General features: G+C 51.8%; 27 protein-coding genes. 16 read left to right on the top strand and 11 right to left on the bottom strand.

The features are described 5' to 3' along the window. Window positions 1–129: 129 nt before the first annotated feature. Window positions 130–1299 carry a cystathionine beta-lyase gene (metC, locus tag B1722_RS13955; protein WP_086792996.1) on the bottom strand — a complete coding sequence of 390 codons (1170 nt, stop codon included), beginning with the start codon at window positions 1297–1299 and terminating at the stop codon, window positions 130–132. 386 nt (window positions 1300–1685) lie between these two features. On the opposite strand from metC, the gene B1722_RS13950 reads away from it, so the two are divergent. The 5 genes from B1722_RS13950 (at window position 1686) to B1722_RS13930 (ending at window position 6022) form a co-directional block, all read left to right on the top strand. Continuing rightward, window positions 1686–3170: an amino acid permease gene (locus B1722_RS13950; protein WP_086792994.1), complete on the top strand. Its 1485-nt coding sequence runs from the start codon at window positions 1686–1688 to the stop codon at window positions 3168–3170. A gap of 363 nt (window positions 3171–3533) precedes the next feature. Next, entirely contained in the window at window positions 3534–4088 is a 555-nt protein-coding gene (locus tag B1722_RS13945; protein WP_086792992.1) for an OsmC family protein, read from the top strand. A gap of 247 nt (window positions 4089–4335) precedes the next feature. Continuing rightward, entirely contained in the window at window positions 4336–4926 is a 591-nt protein-coding gene (locus B1722_RS13940) for a TetR/AcrR family transcriptional regulator (protein ID WP_086792990.1), read from the top strand. 3 nt (window positions 4927–4929) lie between these two features. Next, window positions 4930–5628 carry a DsbA family oxidoreductase gene (locus B1722_RS13935; protein ID WP_086792988.1) on the top strand — a complete coding sequence of 233 codons (699 nt, stop codon included), beginning with the start codon at window positions 4930–4932 and terminating at the stop codon, window positions 5626–5628. Between the two features lie 64 nt (window positions 5629–5692). Further along, window positions 5693–6022: a co-chaperone YbbN gene (locus B1722_RS13930; protein WP_086792986.1), complete on the top strand. Its 330-nt coding sequence runs from the start codon at window positions 5693–5695 to the stop codon at window positions 6020–6022. A 34-nt stretch (window positions 6023–6056) separates the two neighbouring features. Here B1722_RS13930 and kefC read toward each other — a convergent pair whose 3' ends face one another. The 8 genes from kefC to B1722_RS13890 all read right to left on the bottom strand — a co-directional run bounded on the left by kefC (window position 6057) and on the right by B1722_RS13890 (window position 14128). Next, on the bottom strand, window positions 6057–7880 hold the full coding sequence (gene kefC / locus B1722_RS13925; protein WP_086792984.1) for a glutathione-regulated potassium-efflux system protein KefC: 1824 nt from the start codon (window positions 7878–7880) through the stop codon (window positions 6057–6059). Further along, on the bottom strand, window positions 7881–8402 hold the full coding sequence (kefF, locus tag B1722_RS13920; RefSeq protein WP_086792982.1) for a glutathione-regulated potassium-efflux system oxidoreductase KefF: 522 nt from the start codon (window positions 8400–8402) through the stop codon (window positions 7881–7883). It lies immediately after the preceding gene. Between the two features lie 111 nt (window positions 8403–8513). Continuing rightward, on the bottom strand, window positions 8514–8732 hold the full coding sequence (locus B1722_RS13915) for a 4-oxalocrotonate tautomerase family protein (protein WP_086792980.1): 219 nt from the start codon (window positions 8730–8732) through the stop codon (window positions 8514–8516). A gap of 28 nt (window positions 8733–8760) precedes the next feature. Beyond that, window positions 8761–9867: an alkene reductase gene (locus tag B1722_RS13910; RefSeq protein ID WP_086792978.1), complete on the bottom strand. Its 1107-nt coding sequence runs from the start codon at window positions 9865–9867 to the stop codon at window positions 8761–8763. A gap of 44 nt (window positions 9868–9911) precedes the next feature. Further along, window positions 9912–10244 (bottom strand): carboxymuconolactone decarboxylase family protein, encoded by a 333-nt coding sequence (locus B1722_RS13905; protein ID WP_086792976.1) that lies wholly within the window; start codon window positions 10242–10244, stop codon window positions 9912–9914. A gap of 453 nt (window positions 10245–10697) precedes the next feature. Further along, window positions 10698–12056, bottom strand: coding sequence for a glutathione-disulfide reductase (gene gorA / locus B1722_RS13900; RefSeq protein WP_086792974.1), 1359 nt, complete (start codon window positions 12054–12056; stop codon window positions 10698–10700). A 325-nt stretch (window positions 12057–12381) separates the two neighbouring features. Further along, entirely contained in the window at window positions 12382–13134 is a 753-nt protein-coding gene (locus B1722_RS13895) for a S9 family peptidase (RefSeq protein WP_086792972.1), read from the bottom strand. Between the two features lie 538 nt (window positions 13135–13672). After that, window positions 13673–14128, bottom strand: coding sequence for a helix-turn-helix domain-containing protein (locus tag B1722_RS13890; protein WP_086793101.1), 456 nt, complete (start codon window positions 14126–14128; stop codon window positions 13673–13675). A 161-nt stretch (window positions 14129–14289) separates the two neighbouring features. Here B1722_RS13890 and B1722_RS30125 point away from each other — a divergent pair, with 161 nt between their 5' ends. The 8 genes from B1722_RS30125 (at window position 14290) to B1722_RS13850 (ending at window position 18914) form a co-directional block, all read left to right on the top strand. Beyond that, complete coding sequence (locus B1722_RS30125) at window positions 14290–14685, top strand: hypothetical protein (RefSeq protein WP_086792970.1); 396 nt, start codon at window positions 14290–14292, stop codon at window positions 14683–14685. Between the two features lie 43 nt (window positions 14686–14728). Next, the gene (locus tag B1722_RS29840; RefSeq protein ID WP_086792968.1) at window positions 14729–15199 is read left to right on the top strand and encodes a hypothetical protein; all 471 of its coding nucleotides are present in this window, start codon (window positions 14729–14731) and stop codon (window positions 15197–15199) included. Window positions 15200–15201: 2 nt separating this feature from the next. Continuing rightward, window positions 15202–15591, top strand: coding sequence for a hypothetical protein (locus B1722_RS29835; RefSeq protein WP_086792966.1), 390 nt, complete (start codon window positions 15202–15204; stop codon window positions 15589–15591). 195 nt (window positions 15592–15786) lie between these two features. After that, window positions 15787–16185: a hypothetical protein gene (locus B1722_RS13870; protein ID WP_086792964.1), complete on the top strand. Its 399-nt coding sequence runs from the start codon at window positions 15787–15789 to the stop codon at window positions 16183–16185. Between the two features lie 706 nt (window positions 16186–16891). Further along, on the top strand, window positions 16892–17419 hold the full coding sequence (locus tag B1722_RS13865; protein WP_086792962.1) for a hypothetical protein: 528 nt from the start codon (window positions 16892–16894) through the stop codon (window positions 17417–17419). A gap of 176 nt (window positions 17420–17595) precedes the next feature. Then, window positions 17596–17961: a hypothetical protein gene (locus tag B1722_RS13860; protein ID WP_086792960.1), complete on the top strand. Its 366-nt coding sequence runs from the start codon at window positions 17596–17598 to the stop codon at window positions 17959–17961. Between the two features lie 86 nt (window positions 17962–18047). After that, window positions 18048–18380 carry a hypothetical protein gene (locus tag B1722_RS13855; protein ID WP_086792957.1) on the top strand — a complete coding sequence of 111 codons (333 nt, stop codon included), beginning with the start codon at window positions 18048–18050 and terminating at the stop codon, window positions 18378–18380. A gap of 129 nt (window positions 18381–18509) precedes the next feature. After that, window positions 18510–18914, top strand: coding sequence for a hypothetical protein (locus B1722_RS13850; protein WP_086792955.1), 405 nt, complete (start codon window positions 18510–18512; stop codon window positions 18912–18914). 188 nt (window positions 18915–19102) lie between these two features. Here the strand turns inward: B1722_RS13850 and B1722_RS13845 are convergent, their stop codons facing one another. Next, window positions 19103–19903, bottom strand: a complete 801-nt coding sequence (locus tag B1722_RS13845; RefSeq protein ID WP_086792953.1) for a GNAT family N-acetyltransferase — start codon at window positions 19901–19903, stop codon at window positions 19103–19105. A gap of 266 nt (window positions 19904–20169) precedes the next feature. On the opposite strand from B1722_RS13845, the gene B1722_RS13840 reads away from it, so the two are divergent. Then, window positions 20170–20538: a hypothetical protein gene (locus tag B1722_RS13840; protein WP_086792951.1), complete on the top strand. Its 369-nt coding sequence runs from the start codon at window positions 20170–20172 to the stop codon at window positions 20536–20538. Window positions 20539–21054: 516 nt separating this feature from the next. Here B1722_RS13840 and B1722_RS13835 read toward each other — a convergent pair. Further along, entirely contained in the window at window positions 21055–21987 is a 933-nt protein-coding gene (locus tag B1722_RS13835) for a hypothetical protein (protein WP_086792949.1), read from the bottom strand. Between the two features lie 203 nt (window positions 21988–22190). Here B1722_RS13835 and B1722_RS13830 point away from each other — a divergent pair, with 203 nt between their 5' ends. Both B1722_RS13830 and B1722_RS13825 read left to right on the top strand, forming a co-directional pair. Then, window positions 22191–23798, top strand: coding sequence for an ATP-dependent endonuclease (locus B1722_RS13830; protein ID WP_086792947.1), 1608 nt, complete (start codon window positions 22191–22193; stop codon window positions 23796–23798). After that, a complete protein-coding gene (locus B1722_RS13825) occupies window positions 23791–24861 on the top strand; it encodes a UvrD-helicase domain-containing protein (RefSeq protein ID WP_086792944.1) in 1071 nt (356 codons plus the stop codon). The genes B1722_RS13830 and B1722_RS13825 overlap by 8 nt, the downstream gene beginning before the upstream one ends. Window positions 24862–24868: the final 7 nt, after the last annotated feature.

The following is a 24868-nucleotide window of genomic DNA, read 5'->3' as shown; positions in this document are numbered from 1 at the left end:
ACTACCTGTCTCACCCCTTTGAATGAAAACATGTCAGTTATGCGCTGTGACACCATGGCTCCTTATTGAACAGATATGGTTTGCTCTCCGATAGCACAGCCCATCAAGAGCTGTGCCTAACAGGTCTAACTAGCGGCGTAATCTATTAAAATGTGCGAAGCCAACTTCGAGATCGGCGATTAAGTCATACGGGTCTTCAAGACCGATATGCAGTCGCACCAAATGGCCGTCAGTGTCCCATTGGGTCGCACTTCTGACTGGCTTAGGATTCGCAAGCATTGCCAAACTTTCGAAACCGCCCCATGAGTAACCGATTGCAAACAGCGATAGATTATCCAACAGAGCATCTGCTGCTGGCTGCGAGGAAGACTTTGTCGTAAACGAAAGCAAGCCAGATGCGCCTTTGAAATCCCGTTTCCATAAGTCGTGTTGTGGGTGGGATTCTAATGCCGGGTAATGAACTGCGATAACTTCCTCTCGGCTTTCCAGCCACTTGGCAACTATCGTCGCATTTTTGTAGTGACGCTCCAGGCGTACGTCCAGCGTTCTCATCCCTCGAAGGGCCAGCGTCACATCGTCTGGGCTAGCGAATAAGCCCATGTTGAAATGAAATCGCTTGAGGCTTTCCCATGCACGCTTGGAGGCTGATACGGTGCCAAGGACGGCATCCGAGTGGCCGACGATATATTTCGTCGCTGCCATGATGGAAAGGTCGACGCCAAGCTCCATCGATGGGCAGTAAAGCGGTGTGCCCCACGTATTGTCTGCAATAACCAGGATGTCATGGGCATGGGCAACATTTGCTATGGCCGGGATGTCCTGTATCTCCAACGTCAGGGAGCCAGGGGACTCTAGGTAAATGGCTTTAGTGTTAGGTCGGATCAAATCAACAATGGCGGAACCTATCGTCGGGTCGTAAAACGACACGCCGATCCCTAAGCGTTTTCCCACCTCTTCGCAGAAGACCCTCACTGGCGCATAGACATTGTCGGCAATCAAAATGTGATCACCTGTCCCCACTACGGAAAGTATCGCAGTCGTACAAGCTGACAACCCAGAAGGGCATAGAACAGTCCCTTCCGAACCTTCCAAATGCTGAAGGGCCTCAGTGAGTGCCTCTGTAGAAGGGTTGTTCCAACGTCCGTAAGCGTATTTTTGACGTCCTTCACGCATCGACTCGCATGTGGGAAAGGCTACGGTAGAGCCTCGGTAAACGGGCGTGTTAACGAATCCGTGGTGTTGACCAGGCTCGATAGACGCGTGGGCGAGTAAGGTCTGTACGTTTTTATATTTTTTCATACCGGATCCAATTCGTACCTTAGTGGGATGGAGGTGGGTTGCGTAGTCGCCGCAGATTCAAGATTAAAATACCATTATTGCTAAATGTCTACTACTAGGTTGGCGTTTAGAAAAATGCATATAAAAACAAGAAGTTAAAGATGTTTAAAAAATAGAGTTTGCACGGCTACCATGTGAATGGTAGGTTTTTTGTGCCTCGGGATTTAGCAACCTGGTCGACCTAAGGGTGATGATCTGAGCGTGCTACGGCATTGGGTGGGAGGGCTTTAGTGTCGTTGACGGCACTGTAGCTCGAGGCGTTTCCCGCACTTCCCATGGGACGGGAGAAAGAAGTTAAGTTTGCAAAAGACAAGAAAAAAACTGCAAATTAATCGTTCGGGTGCCACATGAAAACACAAAAAAATCAATCCCCCTTAGAAGTTCAATGCAGTAAAGAACTTAAAGATAGATCAAACTGGCTTGACTCTCATGAAAGCGGATACTCAAAACACTTAAAGAAACGTCACGTGCAGATGATGGCTTTAGGTGGAGCAATCGGAACCGGGTTGTTTTTGGGTGCGGGAGCTAGACTACAAATCGCAGGGCCAGCACTTGCAGTGGTTTATTTAGTCTGCGGAATCTTCGCTTTTTTTATCCTGAGAGCTCTTGGTGAGCTAGTAATGCACCGTCCAAGCAGTGGGAGTTTTGTCTCCTACACCAGGGAGTTTATGGGGGAGCGGGCTTCTTTCGTCGCTGGCTGGATGTATTTTCTGGTTTGGGCATTAACGGGGGTTGTTGATATAACCGCTATTGCTATTTATATGAAATATTGGAGTATTTTTTCAGATGTTCCTCAATGGGTTTTCGCATTAAGCGCCTTGGGCGTGGTTACATTAATGAATATGGTTGGTGTTAAGTGGTTTGGTGAAATGGAATTCTGGTTCGCCGTGATCAAGGTCGCTGCTATTAGCGTGTTCTTAGTGATTGGATCGTATTTCTTTGCCACGGGTCACGAGGTTGCCGGGCATATACCAGGTTTGCATTTGATTACAGATAATGGGGGAGTATTCCCGCATGGGCTTCTGCCTGCGATTATCATTGTACAAGGCGTTATCTTTGCTTATGCGAGCATAGAACTGGTAGGGACTGCCGCTGGCGAGACGGCGGATCCTAAAAATGTTATTCCCAAAGCAATCAATGGTGTTATCTGGAGAATAGGTCTGTTTTATGTAGGATCAGTTTTCTTGCTGGTGACTGTTCTGCCTTGGACAGCTTATAGCGCTAATGTCAGTCCTTTCGTTACATTTTTCGAGGCGCTGGGTATTCCTGGTATTGGCTCCGTTATGAACATAGTTGTTATGACTGCGGCGCTCTCAAGTCTTAATTCTGGTTTGTACGCAACTGGTCGTGTATTGAGATCACTTGCTATGGGTGGATCGGCACCAAAACTGTTCAAACGCATGAGTACACAGGGGGTTCCATACATGGGCATCTTGGTCACCATGGGGATCAACGTAATCGGTGTCTTACTTAACTTCCTGATTCCGTCGCAACTATTTGAGCTCTTACTGAATCTCGTATCACTTGGGATTCTTTCTACTTGGGCATTCATTGTTTTATCGCAAATAAAATACCGTCATGCTGTAAAAAGAGGTGAGGTCGAAATGGTCTCATTTAGAATGCCTGGAGCTCCGTTTACCTCTTGGTTAACTCTTGTTTTCTTGCTGGTGGTTTTGCTTCTCTTGGCGTTCGATTACCCCAATGGAACTTATACTGTTCTTTCTATACCGTTAGTCGCAGGAGCGCTGATGCTTGGTTGGTCGAAGTCCGTTCGATCCAGAGCCAAGAACTCGGAAGAAATTGAGGGCGCTCCTAGCCACGTCGGAGCCTAGGTCGTGCAGGTGGGAGGCCGTTTTATAACGTTCTCTCATCTGTAAAATTGCGTCATTATTCTAATTCTTACTTAAGCTTTTTATTTTTCATCCAGATTAAGTAGTTGGCTACAGGTTTATTTTGCCTCCCATTTGGAGGTAAGCATTCGGTAAATCCTGAATTTCAACTATTAGCACTCTTGGTTGGTTCATATCACATGATTTGACTAGCACTAGGCACATCAGGCTTGACGGTGGATGGTCTTTTTTGACTGTGCGCTCAAGGCAAAAAAAATGCCCTTGCATACCACCCTACCAGTTGGTAGAGTGATTAGGTAGAAACACAACCCACCCGCAAAACGTTATGCACAGAGGACTCAACAGATGACCACTAACCTGAACGGTATTGACGTAGCAGCCCTGCAACAATTTGCTCAAGGCGTTGCTGAGGATGCCAATAAGCGTCACGCGAGCTTCAACGTTAAGACCGAATGGAAAGGTCAGACCCGCACTGTGGCCAAGGCCAGCCGTTACAGCCTGGCCGGGGAGACCTACTCGCGTGATTTCGAGATCGTCGCCGATGAGCCGCATGAATTGCTGGGCGAAAACACCGCGCCGAACCCTCAGGAGCTGCTGATGGCTGCTCTCAACGCCTGCATGTCGGTCGGCTATGCCGCCAATGCCGCGATGATGGGCATCAAGATCCACAGTCTGGAAATTGAGACCGACGGCACTCTCGATCTTCGCGGTTTCTTGGGCATCGACGAAAGCGTCAACCCAGGCTACGACGAGGTGAGTGTCGTAATCCGCCTGCACACCGATGCTTCTCGTGAGCGTGTGGAGGAGCTGCACAACGCGGTGCTTAAAACTTCGGTCAACTACGCGAACTTCTCGAGAGCCATTCGCATGGTGCCAACCCTTGAAGTCCGCGAAGACTGAGATGCATTCGGCTTGCCTTTAAAGCACCAACCCGCCAGGGATTTGCTGATCCCTGGCGTCGGAATTTCGATAATTCCGTAGCTGGAGGATGAAATGAACAATTTCTTCAGCGGCAAAAAAATGCTTGGGCTAATGGCGGTACGTGATTAACACCACGCTAGCGCGCTACCTAGCGCTTCTTAACAAAGCTCTTTCGATACGCTGCGTCCGGTGGGCATTAGATGGTTGCATGCTGAAGGAGTTTTCTATGTCTATTACGACAAAAGCCGCGCTAATGAATTGCGCGGAGACCCAAATGCGCTCTAAGGGCTATTCGGCGTTCAGCTACGCAGATCTGGCGGTGGAAGTCGGCATTAGGAAGGCCAGTATTCACCATCATTTTCCGACCAAGGAGTATCTGGGCGCGGAGCTGATCAAAGACTATATCAACCGCTTCAATGAAACGCTGGCTTCAATAGAGGTCATGCATTCAGACCCACTGCAGCGTCTGCGAGCGTTTTCCCGCCTGTTCGTCATCAGCGCGAATGAGGGGCTGCTGCCGTTATGCGGCGCCTTGGCAGCGGAAATGGCTGCGTTGCCTTTATCGCTCCAAGGGCTTACCAGGGATTTCTTCAATTCGCAGCTCGCCTGGCTTCAAAGCACCCTCGAGGACGCCGTCCGGCAGCACAACTGGTCGCTGGGAACTTCAGCAGAGAGTTTCGCTTTCATGCTTCTGAGCATTTTGGAAGGAGCAAGCCTCATCGATTGGACACTAGGTCAATCAACCGACCCTTTGGCGGGCTTCAACCATCTGCTTGAAATGGCCGCAGTGCAATCTTCAACTCTTCCTGCAGGATAAATTATGCAAACCCCTCCGAAAAAATATGTAGTCGATATTTGGTCTGATTTTGTGTGCCCTTGGTGCTGGGTCGCCAAGCGCCGTTTTGAAAAAGCCTTGGATCGCTTTGACGAAAAGGACTCAGTGCAAATAAACGTGCGTGCCTATCGTCTGGCGGCGAATCATACGCCTGAGCCTATGATTGCTGCTCTTAAGCGCAAGCTCGGTAACGCAGACACCGCTGAGGCGATGATGAGCACCGTACTCAAATACGCCAAGGCAGACGGACTGGACTACCGTTTCGCCACCATGCAGTTCGGCGATACCACCGACGCTCATGTGCTGGTCAAGGCGGTTGAAGAGCCGGCAGTGAAAAAACGTCTCATGGAGGCGTTGTATGAACAAAGCACTACCCATGGCAGGTCACTGTTTGATCGCTCCAGCCTGGAGGCTATCGCGCGGGAAGCAGGCGTATCGGAAGAATCAATTCAACTCGCATGGTCATCTGTAGAACTTCGCGTTGAGATGCAAGAGGACGAGCATTTCGCTGCGCAGTTGGGGTCGGGTGTGCCGATGTTCGTATTCAACAACGAGTTCTCGTTGTCAGGCGCTCAGCCCGAGGCCGTTTTTCTCGAAGCGCTGAATAAGATGCAAGCGAAGGTACAGGTCAAGGAAGAGGAATTTGTGGGGCAAGTCTGCGGCATCGATGGTTGCAAAATTTGATTGGTAATGGATAGGCGGCACTCACAAGGTGACGCCTTTCTTTAATTCAAAACGTGAGATCCTGATGAGCCGTATCGTTGAATTAAACGCTCCCCAATTTGCCCGCTTTGTTGCCAAGGGCAGCAGTGTCGTGATGTTCTCAGCATCCTGGTGCAAACCCTGTAAAGAGATGAGACCGATCTTCCAGGCGCTGGAGGAGAAACTCCATGCTTTGGCAGAATTTGGAAAGATTGATATCGCTGTATCGCCGACAATTGCGCAGATGTATGGCATTCGCTCTGTGCCATCTTTGGCGGTGTTCCACGAGGGCCGATTGCTGAAGATTTTCGCTGGGTCTAAATCAGTTTCTGCTTTGAAAAAAGCGATCATCACTGAGCTGGAGGATGCCAGCTAAGCGGGTATCCTCCGCCACGACCTTGCCAAATCAGCTATCGATCTCGCAGAGTTGTAGGATCATTTTTCTTGGCTTCGCCATCGATAGGATGGGCGCGATCTTCATTAAAGAGTTCCGTTAATAAGGCGTTAGCCCGTTTGTACGCGTCATATCTGAATTCCTTATCTTCCACCGGCTGTGCGGCCATCTCCTCCAGCATCTCCAAGTTGAGCCTACGGAATGTGTCGGCACGCTCACGAGCCTCGTAGCGCCCAACGCCTAGATGTTCCAAGGCACGACGCCCAAGAGATAAAGCGCTTTCAAAGGTTTCCCTTTCTACGGCCTCAATGCCCATCTGACGCAAGGTAATGATGTGTCCCATATCACGGGCGCGCACCACGAGCTTCAGAGACGGAAAATGCTCCTGGGCCAGCTTGGTCAGTAGTAGGTTGTCGTCCTGATTGTCGATGGCGTTGATCAGCACCACGGCTTGTGCAGCACCCGCAGCGTGGAGCAAATCGAGGCGCGTTGCATCACCGTAAAACACCTTCACGCCGAATTTTCGCAGTGTCTCGATGTGGTCAGGGTCGTGATCCAATACCACGACTTCAAAGCCACAGGACATCAGTAGACGCCCAGCGATCTGACCAAATCGTCCGAAGCCAGCAATGATCACTCGAGGATTGCTCTGGTCGATGGTGTCCGCTTCCTTGCTGTCCTGTTTTTTCGACGACTCTAGATAATTGAGCAGCAGAATCAGCAGCGGTGTCACACACATCGACAGCGCCACTGCCAGAGTCAGGCTTTTACCCCAAGGCTCGATCAATATGCCGGCGATTGTCGCAGCACCAAAAACCACGAAAGCAAATTCGCTGCCCTGGCCGAGGAATACTGCCTGCCATGAACGCTGGTCAGTTGGTACGTTCAGGAAGCGGCCTAGGAGCCTAATTACGAGCAGCTTGATCACAATAAAACCCAAGGTCAGGGTGAGCACCCTCAGTGGATCATCAATCAGTGTGCCGAAGTCGATGGACATACCCACGCCGATGAAGAACAGGCCGAGCAACAGCCCCTTGAACGGTTCGATATCGCTCTCTAGGGCATGCCGATATTCCGAGCTTGCCAACAGGACGCCTGCTAGAAAAGCGCCCATGGCCATGGACAAGCCAGCCTCTTCGAGTAAGAGGCCGAACCCGAATACTAGGAAGAGCGCGACGGCACTGAAAATTTCGCGTAGGCCGGATCGCGCGACAAAGCGCAGGACGGGCCGAGAAACGTACCGACCTAAAAGCACCACCGCGACGACGGCTCCAACGATTTTTGCAATCGACAGTGCCAGCTCAGCACCGGAAGGCGTACCACCATTTGCGGCGAGCAGTGGAATCATCGCCACAAGCGGAATGGCTGCGATGTCTTGAAATAACAACACGGCAAAGCTGCTGCGACCCACGGCTGTTGACGTCATGTTTCGCTCGTTCATTGCCTGCATAGCAATCGCTGTGGAGGATAGGCTCAGCGTCAAGCCAACCAACAGCGCGGCTGTCCAGTTCAAGCCAAGGGCAGCGCAGAACACGGCGATGGCTGCTCCGCACGCAACCATCTGTAATGCGCCGCCACCGAATACCATTCGACGCATTGCCCAGAGGCGTTTGGGATCAAGCTCTAGCCCAATGATAAACAACATTAAAACTACGCCGATTTCAGCAAAGTGCAGGATGGACTCCACATTCGTTATTAGCTTCAGGCCCCACGGGCCGATCAGGCAGCCTGCCAACAGATAGCCCAGAACCGGGCCGAGCCCTAACCGAACGGCGATTGGGACTATCAAGGCAGCCGAGCCCAGGTAAATGAGCATTTCAATCAGGCTGTGAGTATCCATTCAAACTTCCCTCCAGCAGGCTAGGCGCTCGCCGTAACGGCGAATTTGCTTAATAAGTGACGATTGATTAGCTAGGTATGCACCGTGAACTGCGACTGGACTTAACCAATGCATGCCGCAGTAATGCGCCGTTGCTTTTAGAGGTTGCGCAAGAACCGGAAAGCCTGGGTACTCGCCGCCTTCAAATTGATCATGCTCTTCACCCATGGTTACAGCCCATAGTAGATGCTTATTCTTGAGGGCGGTCGCACCGATGCCGTATGCCCAACCACGAGTGAAAACCTTATCGATCCACAACTTCATAAGGGGCGGGTAGTTGTACCAGTACAGAGGGTGCTGCAGAACCAGCAGATCTGCTTTCTCCACCGCAATCTGCTCGGCTTCAACGTTGATATTGAAATCTGGGTATAGGTCGTACAAGGAGTGAATAATGACTTCGGGATTATTGGCGGCCACCCTGAGCATCAGTTTATTGACCCTGGATTTCTCAGGGTAGGGATGGGCATAAATGATCAGAATCACGTAGTAGACCCCACAGATCTGGCGTTCACTAAAAACGGAAAAAAGCCCCCTGATCGTTGAGCATAAAAATGCACTCAACCATCAGGGAGCTAAAAACTGAACGTTGAAGCCTTATTGACCGCTTTGTAGCTTCAACACATCTTGCGCAGTCACAGGATTGCCGGCAATGCCCCAGTCCCCGCTCTTGACCTCTTCGAAGATGACCCATGTGAGGGCCCGCATATTTTCACCTTCCACCGATACCATCGCGTCGGTCACCTTACGGATGACTTCAGCTTTTTGTTCGTTGGAAAAAACGCCTTCGATGCCTTTAATAGTGACAAGTGGCATTGTGCTCTCCGGAATGTGTGTGAAGAAATTAGGCTTTAGCCGCTGCGTATTCCGGGTAGTCGGTGTAACCCTTCTCAATCGAACCGCTCACGCCGTAATAGGTCGCGCGATCACTCTCGGCCAGAGGCCAATTGTTTTGCATACGCTCGACCAAATCTGGATTCGCAATGTAAGCAGTGCCGAAGGCAATTAGGTCTAGCTCACCTTTAGCAAGTTCAGACTCTGCGATCTCTTTGGTGAATCCGCCTGCAGCCATCAGGGTGCCTTTGTACGCCTCACGGAATGCAGCGCCGAAACCCGGCGGTGTTTGCGCGGCAAGGATGGTCGGTTGGTAGTTCAGGTGAACAAACGCCAGTTCCCTTTCATTGAGCGCCGCTGCCACGCTCATCCAGGTTTCTTCTTCGCCTTCGTACACACCGAAGTCGTACAGTCGACCAAACGGCGAAAAGCGCACACCAATCTTCGAACCACCAATTTCAGCAGCAATTGCGTCAATGGTTTCCAGAAGGAAACGCTGACGGTTGGCAACGGAACCACCGTACTGGTCGGTACGCGTGTTCAGCGCACTGCTCAGGAACTGATCGAACAGGAAGCCGTTGGCCGCCATGATTTCGATGCCATCAAAACCAGCGTCCATCGCCATTCGAGCAGACTTAACGAAATCTGCGATGACTCGTTTGACTTCTTCAGTTTCCAGAGCACGTGGAACACTGGGTTGAACAGGGCCTTCTTTGCCAGGTTCGACCCAGGCATACACGGTCGTATCTACCGCAGGTACTGTGCCCGAGGAGACCGGCACGATGCCATGCACGGAGACATGAGAGATGCGGCCTACGTGCCAGAGTTGCGCAAAAATCTTCCCGCCTTTGGCATGCACGGCTTTAGTGACATTGCGCCAGCCTGGCAGGTGCTCATCTTCGTAAATGCCGGGGGTATACAGATAGCCCCGGGACTCGTCGGAAATAGGCAAACCTTCAGTGATCAGCAAACCAGCAGAAGCACGTTGCGCGTAGTACAGCGCGTTGGCTTCATTTGGGATGTTGTTCAAGGTTCGGGTGCGCGTCATAGGGGCCATGACAACGCGATTCTTTAGCGAAGTACCGGCCAAATCGAAAGGTGTAAAAAGCTTAGTCATGATTGCTCCCGACATCGTTTAAGGAGAAAAGTCGTAGTTTTGGCTCAGGACTTATCGAACGCGTCGAGTACATGGGTGCTGTACACCAGTGCGGCACCGGCGTTCATGTTGATGGCTACACCCAGTGCCTCGGCCACTTCTTCGCTGGTGACGCCGAGCTTCTTTGCTTCAGCTGCGTGGAAGGCGATACAGCCATCGCAGCGAGTTGTTACAGCAACCGCCAGGGAGATCAGCTCGCGAGTCTTTGCATCCAAGTGATTGGTCTTGCTACCGGCGGCACCGAGTGCAGCCATGCCTTTCATGGTCTCCGGGGAGAGGCCATTGAGCTCTACCAAACGAGCGCTGATGTCTTTACGGGCTTGCTTCCAATCTTGCATGGGATTCTCACATGGGCGTTAACGCCCCGTAGGTGTGGGTTGATTTTGAATCTAGATATAAACTACCATCTAGTTGGTAGGCTTGCAATGGGGTCATGCCTAATTCATGTCATTACGGCATGGAGAGCATGACAATTTTGATGTGCCATCATTAATTAAAATTTGGTCGCGGGTGCTGAGCTATGGCTGCTTGCCTATCTAGAGGTAGGCTTTCACAAGGAGAATTATTATCAGGCAATCTAATGGCAAGACTCGAATGTAGCGCGCAGTATTTGCGAAGTCTGGTTTAGACTCAGACTGAGTCAATCCTTGTCATGCAGCGCTGCAGGTCTTGAATTGGCCTGAGCAGAGCGCTGCACGGGTAAATTGCTTTAAGTGGGTAAGCTGGCAATTGCGCTAGCGCCCAGCGTCTGCCGTTGCGACAGAGCCGGGCGCCCAGTGCCAAAAGATCGATTAGCTCCCGACGGGCGTGCGCATGGTTACAAACTCTTCAGCGGACGTCGGGTGCACGGCGATGGTTTCGTCGAAATCGCGCTTGGTCGCACCCGACTTCAGCGCAATCGCCAGCCCTTGCACGATCTCGCCTGCATCCGGGCCGACCATGTGGCAGCCCAACACCTTATCGGTCTTGGCATCCACCACAAGCTTCATCAAAGTGCGCTCCTGGCATTCAGTCAGGGAGAGTTTCATGGGCCGGAAGCGGGTTTCAAAGATCACTACATCATGCCCGGCTTCTCGCGCATCCTCTTCGGTCAACCCGACAGTACCGATGTTAGGTTGGCTGAACACTGCCGTCGGGATCATTCTGTAATCCACCGGACGATATTGCTCAGGCTTGAACAAGCGACGAGCAATTGCCATCCCTTCAGCCAGTGCGACAGGCGTTAGCTGTACGCGGCCAATTACGTCCCCCAAGGCCAGAACTGATGGCTCAGCCGTTTGATACAGCTCATCTACTTCGATAAAGCCTTTTTTGTTGAGCTTAACGCCAGTGTTTTCCAAGCCGAGATTGTCGAGCATCGGACGTCGACCGGTAGCGTAGAACACGCAGTCCGCGTCAAGCTGACGACCATCCTTGAGAGTAGCTTTCAGGCTGCCATCAGCTAGTTTGTCTATACGCTCGATGTCGGCATTGAACTGCAGATCCAGGCCACGTCTAGTCAGCTCTACCTGCAAATGCTCACGTACCGCACCGTCGAAACCACGCAGGAATAGATCACCGCGATACAGTAGTGTGGTCTTGGCACCTAAGCCATGGAAGATGCCGGCGAACTCCACCGCAATGTAACCACCGCCGACCACGAGAACGCGTTTGGGCAGCTCTTTGAGGAAGAATGCCTGGTTGGAGCTGATCGCATGTTCGTGCCCCGGAATCTCGGGAATCTGCGGCCAGCCACCGGTAGCGATCAGAATGTTCTGAGCTGTGTGACGCTCTCCGTTGACCTCAACGGTATGAGGATCAATGATCTTGGCGTGACCTTCATGGAGGGTCACACCGCTGTTGACCAACAAATTGCGGTAGATGTCATTCAGGCGATTGATCTCGCGATCCTTGTTGGTAATTAGCGTCGCCCAATCAAACTTCGCCTCACCCGGAGTCCAACCAAAACCCCGTGAATTCTCAAAGTCGTCGGCGAAGTGTGCTCCATAAACCAGGAGTTTTTTCGGCACGCATCCTACGTTTACACACGTTCCTCCCAGGTAGCGGCTTTCAGCCACAGCCACTTTAGCGCCAAAACCTGCGGAAAAGCGGGCAGCCCGAACACCTCCGGAGCCTGCACCAATTACATAAAGGTCAAAGTCGTACGGCATTTTAATCTCCGGATGAGCTGGAACCGGTACATGGTTGAACGTACGTACTGGTTTACTTTATTAAAGCTAGAAAAATCATGGGCTATTAAATTAATGCTATGGCGTTCCTGATAATGCTGACACTAAGAAAGCTACCATCATCACCAAGAAAACAATCGGAAGAGTTTTACTCGTACCGTTCCCCTTTTTCTGTCGGTGCGCTAATTCACTATCGCAAAAAAACGGCTTATCCTTTTCCCTTTCTCTGGCGGCCTTGAGAGCCAATATCGAGCAGTACCGCATATGATTTGAGCCTATAGTGAGCTTTAGGGTTACTTAAAACTTCTTATAAGTATCTGGAACTCCAAGCTGTAATGCATGAAGCGACATAGCTTGCGTCTTTGTTGTTGGTCAGGAGATGGTCTGCAGAGTCCAAGGAGATGAAGCTTTTCGGATGCTTGGCCTGGAGATAAATTTTCTGTGCTTGTTCAATCGACACGACGCTATCCACAGGAGAGTGAAAAATAAGCAATGCGCGTTGCAGATTGGCGATGTTTTCATCCTGTCGCTGAGCTTCGATGTCATCGAGGAATTGCTTTTTTATCGTGAATTCTCGGCCTGCAAGCATGACCTTGAATTCGCCAAAATCTCTTATCGAGTCAACGTCTCTTCTGAACTGTTTCATTACGTGGGCAGCTTCAGCGGGCGCGCCAATTGTTACGACGCCCTTCGCTTCTGGGATGTGCTTCGCTGCCGCTATCACTGCGGCTCCGCCCAAGCTATGACCAATCAAAATCGAGGGGGCTTGGTATGTATTACGCAGAAATTCTGCAGCTGCTACCAGGTCGGCGACGTTAGATGAAAAGTTGCTATTCGAGAAGTCGCCTTCACTACTACCCAGCCCTGTGAAGTCAAAACGAAGCACCGCTACATTATTGTCTACCAGCGCTTTCGAAATTCGCGCAGCAGCCTTGATATCCTTTCCACATGTAAAGCAATGCGCGAATAGTGCGTATGCGCTAGGAGCCTCGGGAGCTTCAAGGAGGCCAGATAGACTGATCCCTTGTGGATTTTGGAACGTGATCTTCTGTTTGTTCATGCGAAATCTTCCTAACTTGTTTAGCGGCCCCTAGCCTTGAGCGAGGTTAGCTCGGAAGGTGCAGGCGATTAAATTAAGGCTACCATCCAGTTGGTAGGCTATCAAGGCTTTTGCTTTCCCTTAGTCGCTTCAGATTGGGTCACTTATGATTTTCGATAGCCTGAAAAGGCCGCGCCGAAGATCAGGGCGAAGGCAAGCGTGCCTACCACTCATAGGGGGAGGGCAGATTTGATATGGAACTCGTTTGGTTGACGCAAAGATCACGTCCACACTGACCGCTCCCGATGATTTCGTCTGCTGCCTTCGGCAGCATTACTATCTCACCACGCGGGAACGGTCAGCGCCCCGTCGAAACAGAAGATTCGCTGCGGCAGGATGGTCGGCTTTGGCGTAAACACGACCTGACCAAGGGCGTACCGCGAGTCACGGTAGAGGTAGCGCGAAGACTGTCCTTTCCGCTGCAGCGGGTGATGCGTCGAATGGTATAGACCGCGAAGTTTGTACGGCCCATGTCATAGAGAGTCCGCATACGTTCTGATCAATCTTCAAGGTGCCAAAGTCGCCCAACAGTGCTTGTCGGCAATTTCAACTGTCGGGAAACTTCCTTTTGAGTAAGCCCCTTGCCTCTCAGTTTGCGTATCGCCTTGAGCTTTTCGTCCGCTGCAAGCTTTCTCGGCGGAATGAGCTGCTGAGGTTCGCCGGGGAGCTCATCGTCTAAAACTCCCAGGTGCTCCAATTCTGCGAGCGTTTCATTCAATGCTGCGCGCGCAGTTTTTCCTTCATGGGCGGCAGCCACCAGTGTGAAAAACGACAATGGGTTAACGCCCAGGGCCTGAGCGAGGTCGGCGCTGAGATCGACGCTGGCAGATCTACTCGATGCCTCCAATCTGCTGATGTGAGCTTGGTCGGTCTTCGTACGGAGCTCCGCTTGTGATAAGCCCCGCCTCATTCTTAGCCACTGCAATGTTGCTGCGTATGCCTTGCGCAAAGACATCCAGGCAGTCCTCTCCAAAAAGAAGACGGTATGCAGGGTTTGATCGATCCCATTCAAATGTATATAGTCATTGCTGTGGGATTCTTGGCTTTATCATCGAGCAATCAATGCGTTCGGCGCGCCCGAAACTTTAGTTAGCGCCATGTGAGGATCATCAATTTATGGGTAATTGTCCTGAGCATGAGTTGCTCCAGGAAGGCCGGATCTCCTCCGCAGGCACTTCGCTGTCTCCCACAGAGATAGAGGCTTTGGTGGCTGAGCGCTTCCCCCGCAAGGCGTATTGCTCGGTCGCGGACTGGCTGATCTTCCACGTTGATGAATCACCTGAGTCGCTCGCGAAAGTACGAGCTACGGGCCTGGAGCCGATGTTCATGTATGCACATTGTGTGATCCATGACGGGCATGGCCGGTTTCCGCCAGGAGGTTGGGTGCGCTCGACCCTATGCAAGTCATTCGATGGCGTTTGCTTGTTCGAGACGAGAAACACGGTCTACGTTTTGGTGGGGCAGGGACGCGAGCTGAAAGCCTCGCTGAAGACAATATTCGGCTTATGTTAATTGCAGGTGCCACCAAACGGGCCTGCCTCATACGAGATGCATGATGTTCCGTATTAGCATGCAAGACCAATCCGGCCCCGTAGGAATGTTCGGGGATGGCCTAGCTCACTTCCACGCAGTGTCGCGATCCCTAGCTACCCATTGGTATCACGTAAGTCTGAAACGCCGGCACGAAGGCCGGTATGTGGCTTACGAGGAGATGTTGAACGACGAGCCTCGTCTGGTTGAGTTGTTGATCTCTCAAAGTGAGAGCGTGATTGTTCAGGATGTCCAAGTCGTCACCCCGGGCTGGATGAACAAGGGGAGGAGTTGGAGGATGGAGATGCTGACTTCGCTCTCAATGGGATTCAACCAGGCCGAGGTGCCGATCTGCGTCTTGGAGGTCGAGAGTGGTGATGTGTATCTCAATACTCATCAGCGATACTTGGATGTTGAGTCTCTGACTGGATTGAAGGAGCTCTACCGCCGGACTGCTTCAGACACTGCAGTAACTCCGCTATCGAGAGGTTTCTAGCCATGGCGGAGATCAATACCGTTGCGGTCGATTTACACGTAAAGCGTTACTCGGACTTCGACCTCCTTCGCATCGCCAAAGCAGTGAATCAAGACTACGACGGGCTGGTCACGGCCTACCTGGTGAATGTCCATATTCATGCATGTAGTGCCGTTGGCGTTGTGTTCAGTCACATTTGCCCTGGGCCGTACCAACGATTTGCAGATGGTCGGCTGATTCGGACATCCGACATTCAGTCCGTTACGAAGGAAGGTAGGTTTTGGGTGATCAATACGGTCAACTCGAAGTACGTCATTGCGACGTTTAGGCGTGATGTCGGACGGCGTAGCCTGCGTGAGTTCATGCGCATAGCGGGCGACCGGTACTTTCCAACGCCTCGTCACCTCCAGTAGTCGTGGCACTGTTCTTCGGGCTTGCCCCGCTTCGGGGGGCCGCTGTCGTGAACCAAGCTCCGCTACGGCGGATGTTGGCCCTAGCGGGCTTCCATCCTCAAGCCTGCGGTCATCCATGACCTGCGCGCTCCGCTTGCCGTCTGTGCAGCGAGCCTGATGCCTTGGCTTTCTGACCCCTGACGAACTTGGGACACTATGAATCAGCACACTAAAGTCCTGCCTGAGATCGACATTGAAGAGTTTAGAGAACGCTACCCTCACATGTTCTCTGACCCGGCAGTTGACGAGATTTATTGCGATCCTGGCTGGAAGAATATCCTGATTGCCCTTTGCGACACACTTCAGGACTACCTGAGTCGACATCCAGAGATCACCCCTGTCGCCGTCGCCCAGATCAAATCCAAGTTTGGAGAGCTGCATTTTTTCTATGACGGGGGCGATGCGTACTGCAGGGTCGCAGTAGACGTAGCGATCCAACTTTCGACGAAAACCTGCTCGTACTGCGGAGCGCCTGGAAAGCAGGTCGGCGGTGCATGGGTAAGCACACTGTGCTCGGCCCATGATGGTAGTGGTGGTTCGAAGACTGCCGACTGACAGGCTTGCGTCCCGTAGATTCCACGCTCCAGGGAGGGCAGACACTCCAGCCTCCAGCCCAAGCCGTGAGCTCCGTGCATTGATTGCACTGGCTGGTCGCCCTCACGGATTGAGTATGTGGAATATTTATATTTAGGCGACATTTGTGTCGGTTTTGCGACCATATAAAATACGCCCCCTTGAAACGGTTTTTCAAAATCGGAGATGTATATTTTGAACTCAAAAGAAAAGCAGCAGTGCCTGCACCTTCATATTTTTCCTTGTAGGACTTAGGCAGGTTTGCCGGGTGCTTTTTCGATATGACTTCTTCGATCTGACAGCTTTTTTTAAGCTCACTCTCAAGCAGATACCATCGCTTAGGGTTGCCCCTCCGCACCTTGGAACCTACTCGTCAATTTGGGGCCGTAGGCCCCGGCTCGGTTTTGCTAACAAAAGCCGAGTATTTGAGTTTACTTTTTGTAGTTTGTACGAGATTTGGTGTGATCAGAGATCAAGAAAATCCAGCAATCAGCCAGAGGCAAAGCTCCGTCAATCCACCATGCGCGAACGAGGAGGGGATTCGCCGCAAGGCAGACTCCAGGTAGGTGAATATTCCCGACACTGCCTTGCTAATCTCCGTATTGAGTAAATGCGCAGGGTTCGGTTGAGAAGACTGTCGACCGCGTCGTAACCTGAATGGATATCCTGCCCGCATGATGGAAAATCCATGCTTCTAAAACGCTTTCAAATCCTTACTCCTATCGCGATATTCACCGCGATATCCATAACGTTCTGGATCATCCAGCTCCGCCTTTTCGATGTCATAGGCTGGAATTACAATGTCTGCCATGCGTTGTTCGGGTTCGCATTCCCACTCGCGCTCAGCTACTTCGGATTCCCCCTCACCAAGCTGCAGCGACCCAAGTTGTCTCAAGTCATTCGCAATGTGCTGAAAATTCCACTCCTGTTGTGGCCTTCTTCATTCGCCAGGCTTTTGTGCCGCTCGATTGTCAGAGACGTTAACGAGGGGATCCCTTGGACTCCTTGGATCGGCGTTGCGATCACGCTGTTTTTTTCCATCGGAAATGAAATGTTTGTTGATCCTGCTACCAACGGAATTCCGTTCATAAATGCGTATGATCATTTCGTGGCCGATGTGGTGGGTATGGCTCTATTTCTCCTCGTAGCTTCTTTCATCCTACGAAATAGGCTGCGTTCAATCGCCGTGTTTCCCATCGGGGCGGCGAGCGATTGATGTTACGTGCCCGAGTCAGCACCCTTCCGCGAGTCTGAATATCTAATAGCCTGCCGTTCAACGTAGAATTCGCGCCCCGTCCTCTGCGACTAACCCAGCTGTATGAGCGTCGCTTTCGCCGACAGCTGGGTAAAATTTGCAATCAGGAATGAGCTTGATGCTTTTAGGATTTCGCAATGAGTAGGTCACGCCTGGATATCGCCCAGGAGGGGAAGTTGTGGGAGATGGCCCTGGAGCATTTGGGCTCAGACGGCTTGCTCGAAGCGGTTATAGATGTGTGGAGCCGTTCCGCCCCTCCGCCCAGACCACTCGTTGAGCATCTGTCCACCAATGAGGTCAGTCAGGAAGTCTTGAATATTCTTAAAATTGCCCAGCAGAGGGTAGGTGCTGTCGTACCAGGTCGAACGCCGGATGTGGGCACAGTCACGCTGTATGCTCGTCACGCTAGCAACTTAGCTGATGGGCTCATTACCCTCCTGCCAAAGGTGCAGCTTTCGCGAGCCTTGCGCGGCTCTTGTATTGAAATCGAACTGGGGATTTGACGTCTAGGCAGGCTCCCCTACGATACCTGTCGGCAACAACCCTAGTGGAATTTGTCGAGATAATTAGCACCCTTTTGAGATCTTCCATGAGCTCTGATTTAACTGAAGAAGAAATGCGTCGTGCATTGTTTGGTGCGACTGAGCCCGAAGAGGCTCTCACGCCTCCAACGCCCCAGCCGGCGCCAGAGGTCGTTTTTACCAAGTCGGTATCAACTCCTTCGCTTAGGAAGAAAGCGGCGAAATCGTTCACGCCTAGGCTGAGGGTCACGCTTCGGGTTGGAAACGAATACGAGGGGGAGATGCGCGAACTCATCCACGACGCCGACACGTTGAGCTCGTTGCTGGCTGAGCAAGAGGCTGTGAAGTCTGCAAGGAAGAAGTACAAATATGTGGAGGTGGTCTCGGTTAAGTCGATGTAGAAAGGACTGCTGGCTTATGAGGTAGAACGTTGACGAGCGTCTGGCGAACGCACCTTCGCCATTGAGCATTAATGTCCACGTCGGTTGATCCCGCTATCATAGGATCACTTCACCAGAGCGGGCCGAGCTATGCCAAGGTTGTCATTCGCCATCCGAGCTTTGTTTGCCTTTTGCCTTTTGATCGCGACCGCCAATCACATCCGAGCTGACTTTCAGCATGGGTTGTTCTGGGACTACGGCTACGGTGACAGCGCCTACTGGGCTAGCCGCGTGTTCTGGGCGGCACTAACTATTTTTGACCCGCTGGCGGTACTGCTCCTTTTCAAAAAGCCACGGATGGGAATAGTCCTCACCGCAGCAATTATTTTGGCTGACGTAGCACATAACACCTATTACGTCGCACTGAAACAGCAGTGGCTGGAGTCCTTCTATCTGTCGCAGGTGGCGTTTCTTATTGCGGTGCTTCTACTCTCACCTATTGCTTGGAGACGCCCCATTCGCTGCGTATCAATAGCAAGTCCGGTTCGATGGTAAAGCACTCCAATGATGAAGCCCTCAATGAGCCAGACGATAGGGATGACGGCCTTCTATGGCCTGTTCCCATCCGGAACAGGTGGATCCTGCAGCGAGGCGTGGATGAGCCTAGGCCGAAAATAGCCGTTACACGAGCTCCATCGCGGCGGCTCAATCGGCTCCAACCGAGGCTCCTGTGCCGACATATCTCAACTATCCGCCAAGCGATATAGCGCTTGGACGTGAGATGTCGCAAGCCCCGCGCGCTGCAAGTTACGGCGACTTTGCGAACTGGGAAGCGCAGTTGCGGCAATCACCAAACTGCCGTATTTCTTTGCTTGCTCTATGCGGTGAGATATCAGGGCTCCATGATAGCCCAAGCCTCGTGCATCTTTTCGGGTGGCAGCCGTCCCGAGGTAGGCGACTCCATTATTGGCCAGATACATCAATGCTCCTGCAACTACATGTCCATTAGCTTTGAGGACGTAGATTTTCAGACGATCATTTGACAGTAACCCTGCAAAAGAGGCTTGGCTCAACTGACGATGCTCTGGCTTGGTATGGAATCCACTCGCATGAACAGCTGCGAATTCAGGAAGAGTGTGTGAGGTGGCCTCTTCGATCTCAAACGAGTTGTGGCTCAAGACCACGTCCTTGATGGCGCACGCAAGTTGCAGGTGCGTCCAACCTCTCAGGCGTTCTAGTCGCCTCTCGCCCACAAAAGCGAACTGCTCCAGGGACGAAGGTTTTCCGATAAGAGGCGTCACGGTCGAATATTCTGTTGAACTCTTAAGCAAGTTCAAAAGTGGCTGGGGGCTGCCAGTGGTGTCGCCGTAGATGCGATTGAACATCGGGCTAGGAGACGCCTTCACTTGAAAGCATGGAAAAGCTTCGTTTAAAAACACGCGAGCACCGAAAGGGTTTCCACTTATCCGCGACAAGCTCTCAACGCGGGAGCACAAATACTCGGCTTCTGCGGCCTCGATTGCGTGAGCCATTCCAACATCCATGCGCGTAATCCCTATCGTGTGAATCCATGGAAGGTAGCGATAAAACAGACAATACGCACCTGCAAAGAACCTGCGCGTAGGTAGTACGTTTCCATGCTCGCTTTAGATCTCAATAATCTGGGCTTTCTCTGCGGTCACCTTGGATAAGAGCATTATCTTTAGGCGTAGTGCTCTGCCGACGAGCACAAGCTCAGATGATCAAGATGGCGATGGCTTTTGGCCTTGATGCCAGCTAGATTTGGAGCTTTCTACGATCAAGGAAGGATATGAAAAAGCTCATCGCAGTAATGGGGATCTGTGTCGCACTTGGCGGCTGCGCTACGTCGCATTACACCGCAGGCCGAGACTTTCCTTCGGCAAGTGTAGCGAGCATCACCAAGGGTAAAACCACCACTTCAGAACTGAAGTCCCTATTTGGCGAGCCCTACGCCAAGAGCGCCGTCAGCGAGACTGATGAGAAGTGGATCTACACCTACACCAACGGCTCAGCCCATGCCCAGAGCTACGTGGTCACCATGAAGGTGACGACTACGGGCACTCAGAAAACTCTCGACGTCTTGATCCGAAATGATGTGGTCATTAACTACACATTCAGCGAGGGCCCTGCGCCTGGTACGACCACCGCGACGAACTGAGACTGCTGCCTGCAATAGGCCACCTAGTGATCTCGATCAGTTGGATGGAGCCAGCAAGTCAGAGGAAGTCATCGATAAACCAGGAGAAGCCTCATGTCCCGATGGACTCATGTATGAGTCGATCACACAGCGCGTTGAGACAGGTCACTCCCTTTCGCGAGTAACCTGCGATTCATCGCGGTTGACTATTTCTTCCTAGGCTTTCCAGCGTCATCACGCTTATCGCGGACTTGGCCATCTTGATTCCGAGAGCGAGGTTGGACGCCACCTCCCGGCTTCGGAACTGTTACGTTTGGATTCAAAGGTCGTCTATCGGTCATGCTGTCATCCTTGTTTACCTACACGGTGAAAGATGGCTCAACCATGAACATTTCTTGTGTCGCAGGCATCTCGAAAATCCACAGCGCCGTTGCTGAGCGTAGACCACGAGCACGGCGAGAGAAGAGGTTGTGTTCAAAATTGCTTGCCGTCGAATGAGCAATGCTAAATCTCTTCGCTTGGCGGGCAATGGAGCGCTCAGACCTTGGTTATCTGTGCCATCAAGACAAGGCTTAAGCTGAGTCGATTCTTGGTAAAAGTCTTGTAGCGTCCTTCATTTGGCGCGGTCGTAGGAGGCGTGGTTGAAGCCTTCCACATTCCCAGCACAACGATCTCATCGTCATGCTCTATCCCTTTGAACCATGCTGTCTGACGAGACCAAATACTGACCTCGAGGCCTACGCCGTTGTCGGGCTTTTCGGAGTCCGCACGGTACTTGTTCATCCTGAGATTCAAGACATTCTTGTTTTTATCGTCGCCCACACAGCGCCGAACACTTTTGACGTACCCATGGATGGCAATGGGATGCTGGGTGGTGTTTTGGTATACGGCATGGAACGCCTCCATGTGCCGTTCCGTTTCGAAATAGAACTGGCGCCAATTGACAACCGTATTGCCTTCAAATACGAGCTCTAAGTGCTGCTCAACGTCGCTATCACTGGTGCACAGTGCTCGTAGTTTGAGGGCTCGCTTGGCAGAGTTGATATACGCAGGCAGTTTGCCAGGAGTAGATACATAGGTTTTGCTGGATCTGGCGTTGGAGCCGTTGCCATTTTGGTTTGTAGGTGCTGCACCACCCTCCAGGGCCTCTTTGATCATTACCAGGCGCATACGGTACTGATTACCTTTGACACTCTCGAGAAGGCCTTGCGACTCTTTGGCAATTTCCGAGATTTCCTCCTGCACTCCGTATTTGCAGTTGGCTGCATGCTCGCCACCAGGCAGAAGCCTGAAGTACGCAGAGACAAACACCGACTTGTCGTGTAGCTCTCGTGTGTAAGACGGATTGTGGGTCACGCCGATACTGCAAAACCGGCATTTGAGCGGCTCTGCCCCCATACCTTTTTGATACGTATCGGCCTGCCATTCACTGCCTGTACGATCCAGAGCACTGCCCATCTTGATGCCCATACGAACTCCTTTCCTATAGATAAATCTAGTCTACGCAAACTCGTTTTCGCTGCAACCGCAGTCCTGAGGATTAAGGGCTTCGGTTCTTTTTCTGCCCATACTGTCGGGCACTTGAGTCCGGTGCATCCATGGTGTCTACTCGGAGCTTGCTCGATCTTTCCCTCTCGCTTCCGAGCGTCGTCGACACCACTGCCTAAAGGATGATGGCCTTGATAACCCAGATCAAGATTCGTGGTTACCGCATCTATCGAGACTTCACTCTAAGACCTAACGCTCGACTCAACATCCTCGTCGGTGGTAATGACGCGGGAAAATCAACCCTGATAGAAGCTATCGCCCTAGCACTCAACGGGCGGATCGGCGGACGAGGCGTGCTAGAAGAGTTGAACCCTTACTGGTTCAACACCGACATGGTCGAAGAATTCGTGGCTCTGAGGAGGGCAGGAAAGAAAATCGCCCTTCCTGAAATTTTGATCGAGCTCTATTTGGATAAGCGAGACGATCTGCAAGGGCTCTGCGGGGCAATCAACACCGATGTTCCGACTAACGCCTGTCCCGGAGTCTCCCTGAGAATCTTCCCAAACGAAGAGTATCGAGACATGCTCGACGAGTGGCTCAAGTCGCCGACTGCGCTGCTGCCCGTCGAATATTACACCTATGAGTGGCGGAGCTTCGCCGACCAGGAGCTTACCAAACGTCCCCGAGCCCTCTCGGTCGCTGTCATTGACTCCCGCACGGTGAGATCCACCAACGGAGTTGACTACCATCTTCGCCAGATCCTCAGTGATCATTTGGAACCAAGCGAGAAGGCGTCAATTTCGCTGAGCTACCGTGAGGTCAAAGCATCCATGACCGAAAGCGCTCTTTCAGACGTCAACACGCGCCTAGCATTGCTTGAAGCCTCTCTTGAGAATGAGCCTATGGCGCTGGCCATGGATCAAAGCTCCAGATCGTCGTGGGAAGGCTCCGTGACCCCCCATGTAGATGATGTCCCATTTTCGATGGCGGGGCAGGGTCAGCAAGCAGCAATCAAAATATCGCTTGCGATGAAACGCCACTCAGCGAAGGCAAGCATAGTAATGATTGAGGAACCGGAAAATCACCTCTCTCATACAAGCCTAGCTACGCTGTTGTCTCGCATTGAGGTATTGGCAACAGACCAGCAACAGCTTTTCATCTCAACTCACAGTACCTATGTGCTGAACAGGCTTGGGCTTAATTCGCTGCTTCTTTTGAACCGCAACACGGCCTCCAAAATAACTGAACTGACGCCTGACACCGTTAGGTACTTTCAGCGATTACCAGGTTACGACACGCTAAGGATGGTTCTAGCCAAGAAAGTTGTGTTGGTCGAGGGGCCGTCCGACGAGATCATTTTCGAGCGAGTTTTTAAGGATAAATATCGGCTTACACCAATGGCGTCTGGCATTGACGTCATCAGCATGCGAGGACTCGCACTGGCTCGATGTTTGGAGCTTTGTGCCGCTATCAACAAACAGGTCGCTGTGATGCGCGACAACGACGGAGTAGAGCCAGTTAAGCTGAGAGAGCCAGTGGAGAAATGGCTCGATGGCGCTCGGCGAGAGTTATTTATCGGCGACGTTAGTGACGGTAAGACGCTCGAGCCTCAGCTGATTCATCATAATGGTGAAAAAGGGTTGCGAACGATTCTGGGTATTACTGTTGCAGCCGACCTTGAGACTTGGATGATACGAGAGAAGACCGAGGGGGCTTTGAGAATCGCTGAGTCCACTGATGCACTGATCCCTCCAGCGTATATGGAAGCCGCAGCGAAGTTTATCCATGGCTAACCATCTGACCTTAGCCGTTGCCGGAGGAAGGAAAACTCAGGGGCTGGTGGAACACTGCAAATCTCTGCCAATTGACCGTCGAGTGTTAGTCGTCACCTTCACGCAAACCAACCAGCTGGAGCTTCGCCACCGACTCGCCTCCCAAGCCGGCGACTTGCAAAACTTAGAGGTGATGGGATGGTACACATTCCTACTTCGCCATTTCGCCAAGCCTTTCCTGCCATTCATTTTACCTAGCGAAAGGGTTGGCGGTTTCGACTTTGAAGGAAGGCCCTACTTCAAAGCGGTCGGCAAGGCCAGGTATATGAATCGAAAAAACGAGGTCTATGCCTCAGAGTTGGGAAGGCTTGCTTTCGAAGTAATGCAGTCCAGTGGTGGTTTGCTCATGCACCGACTCGAGTGTCTCTATGACGAGATTCTCTTTGATGAGGTGCAGGATCTAAGTGGCTACGACTGGGAAATAGTTCACCAGCTACTTTTGTCCAAAATCGACGTTCGAATGGTGGGTGACGTCCGGCAGTCAGTTTTGTCCACCAACCCTCGCGGTCAAAAGAATAAAAAATATGCCTACGCAGCCGCAATTGAATGGTTCCGGGATCGCGAAACTAAAGGTTTATTGTGCATCAACTACTCGTCGGTCACGCACAGATGCAGAGCCGAAATCGCAGCGTTCTCAGACTCAATATTTGATGCCTCGTGGGGATTTCCGGAAACCACCTCTGAGAACACTGCCTGCACGGGACATGATGGTGTTTTCCTCGTCAGCAGGAAACATGTCGACGATTACGTTGCAAGGTTTCAACCCCAATCTCTGAGGCACTCCATCAGCTCCGGTAAGGAATACTCACTGGATTTCCTAAATTTTAAGGTGTCGAAAGGTGCGACCTATGAGCGTGTTCTCATCGTGCCTACGGTGAATATAGAAAGCTTCCTAAAAAAAGGAATTCATTTGGAAGCAACATCTGCGGCATCTTTCTACGTCGCAGTAACGAGGGCCAAGCAAAGTGTGGCAATTATCGTTGATCAGCCCGGTGACTCGACGCTGCCTTATTGGCATCCATAATTTCGGT

The sequence above is a fragment of the Pseudomonas sp. SCPG-7 genome, from assembly GCF_002156405.1.
GTDB classification, from domain to species: domain Bacteria; phylum Pseudomonadota; class Gammaproteobacteria; order Pseudomonadales; family Pseudomonadaceae; genus Aquipseudomonas; species Aquipseudomonas parakoreensis.
This window is presented reverse-complemented; position numbering and strand designations above follow the sequence as displayed.

Coding starts and splice junctions, on each gene's coding strand:
- metC (WP_086792996.1), bottom strand. CDS start 1,299: ATGAAAAAATATAAAAACGTACAGACCTTACTCGCCCACGCGTCTATC.
- B1722_RS13950 (WP_086792994.1), top strand. CDS start 1,686: ATGAAAACACAAAAAAATCAATCCCCCTTAGAAGTTCAATGCAGTAAA.
- B1722_RS13945 (WP_086792992.1), top strand. CDS start 3,534: ATGACCACTAACCTGAACGGTATTGACGTAGCAGCCCTGCAACAATTT.
- B1722_RS13940 (WP_086792990.1), top strand. CDS start 4,336: ATGTCTATTACGACAAAAGCCGCGCTAATGAATTGCGCGGAGACCCAA.
- B1722_RS13935 (WP_086792988.1), top strand. CDS start 4,930: ATGCAAACCCCTCCGAAAAAATATGTAGTCGATATTTGGTCTGATTTT.
- B1722_RS13930 (WP_086792986.1), top strand. CDS start 5,693: ATGAGCCGTATCGTTGAATTAAACGCTCCCCAATTTGCCCGCTTTGTT.
- kefC (WP_086792984.1), bottom strand. CDS start 7,880: ATGGATACTCACAGCCTGATTGAAATGCTCATTTACCTGGGCTCGGCT.
- B1722_RS13915 (WP_086792980.1), bottom strand. CDS start 8,732: ATGCCACTTGTCACTATTAAAGGCATCGAAGGCGTTTTTTCCAACGAA.
- B1722_RS13910 (WP_086792978.1), bottom strand. CDS start 9,867: ATGACTAAGCTTTTTACACCTTTCGATTTGGCCGGTACTTCGCTAAAG.
- B1722_RS13905 (WP_086792976.1), bottom strand. CDS start 10,244: ATGCAAGATTGGAAGCAAGCCCGTAAAGACATCAGCGCTCGTTTGGTA.
- gorA (WP_086792974.1), bottom strand. CDS start 12,056: ATGCCGTACGACTTTGACCTTTATGTAATTGGTGCAGGCTCCGGAGGT.
- B1722_RS13895 (WP_086792972.1), bottom strand. CDS start 13,134: ATGAACAAACAGAAGATCACGTTCCAAAATCCACAAGGGATCAGTCTA.
- B1722_RS13890 (WP_086793101.1), bottom strand. CDS start 14,128: ATGTCTTTGCGCAAGGCATACGCAGCAACATTGCAGTGGCTAAGAATG.
- B1722_RS30125 (WP_086792970.1), top strand. CDS start 14,290: ATGGGTAATTGTCCTGAGCATGAGTTGCTCCAGGAAGGCCGGATCTCC.
- B1722_RS29840 (WP_086792968.1), top strand. CDS start 14,729: ATGTTCCGTATTAGCATGCAAGACCAATCCGGCCCCGTAGGAATGTTC.
- B1722_RS29835 (WP_086792966.1), top strand. CDS start 15,202: ATGGCGGAGATCAATACCGTTGCGGTCGATTTACACGTAAAGCGTTAC.
- B1722_RS13870 (WP_086792964.1), top strand. CDS start 15,787: ATGAATCAGCACACTAAAGTCCTGCCTGAGATCGACATTGAAGAGTTT.
- B1722_RS13865 (WP_086792962.1), top strand. CDS start 16,892: ATGCTTCTAAAACGCTTTCAAATCCTTACTCCTATCGCGATATTCACC.
- B1722_RS13860 (WP_086792960.1), top strand. CDS start 17,596: ATGAGTAGGTCACGCCTGGATATCGCCCAGGAGGGGAAGTTGTGGGAG.
- B1722_RS13855 (WP_086792957.1), top strand. CDS start 18,048: ATGAGCTCTGATTTAACTGAAGAAGAAATGCGTCGTGCATTGTTTGGT.
- B1722_RS13850 (WP_086792955.1), top strand. CDS start 18,510: ATGCCAAGGTTGTCATTCGCCATCCGAGCTTTGTTTGCCTTTTGCCTT.
- B1722_RS13845 (WP_086792953.1), bottom strand. CDS start 19,903: ATGGATGTTGGAATGGCTCACGCAATCGAGGCCGCAGAAGCCGAGTAT.
- B1722_RS13840 (WP_086792951.1), top strand. CDS start 20,170: ATGAAAAAGCTCATCGCAGTAATGGGGATCTGTGTCGCACTTGGCGGC.
- B1722_RS13835 (WP_086792949.1), bottom strand. CDS start 21,987: ATGGGCATCAAGATGGGCAGTGCTCTGGATCGTACAGGCAGTGAATGG.
- B1722_RS13830 (WP_086792947.1), top strand. CDS start 22,191: ATGGCCTTGATAACCCAGATCAAGATTCGTGGTTACCGCATCTATCGA.
- B1722_RS13825 (WP_086792944.1), top strand. CDS start 23,791: ATGGCTAACCATCTGACCTTAGCCGTTGCCGGAGGAAGGAAAACTCAG.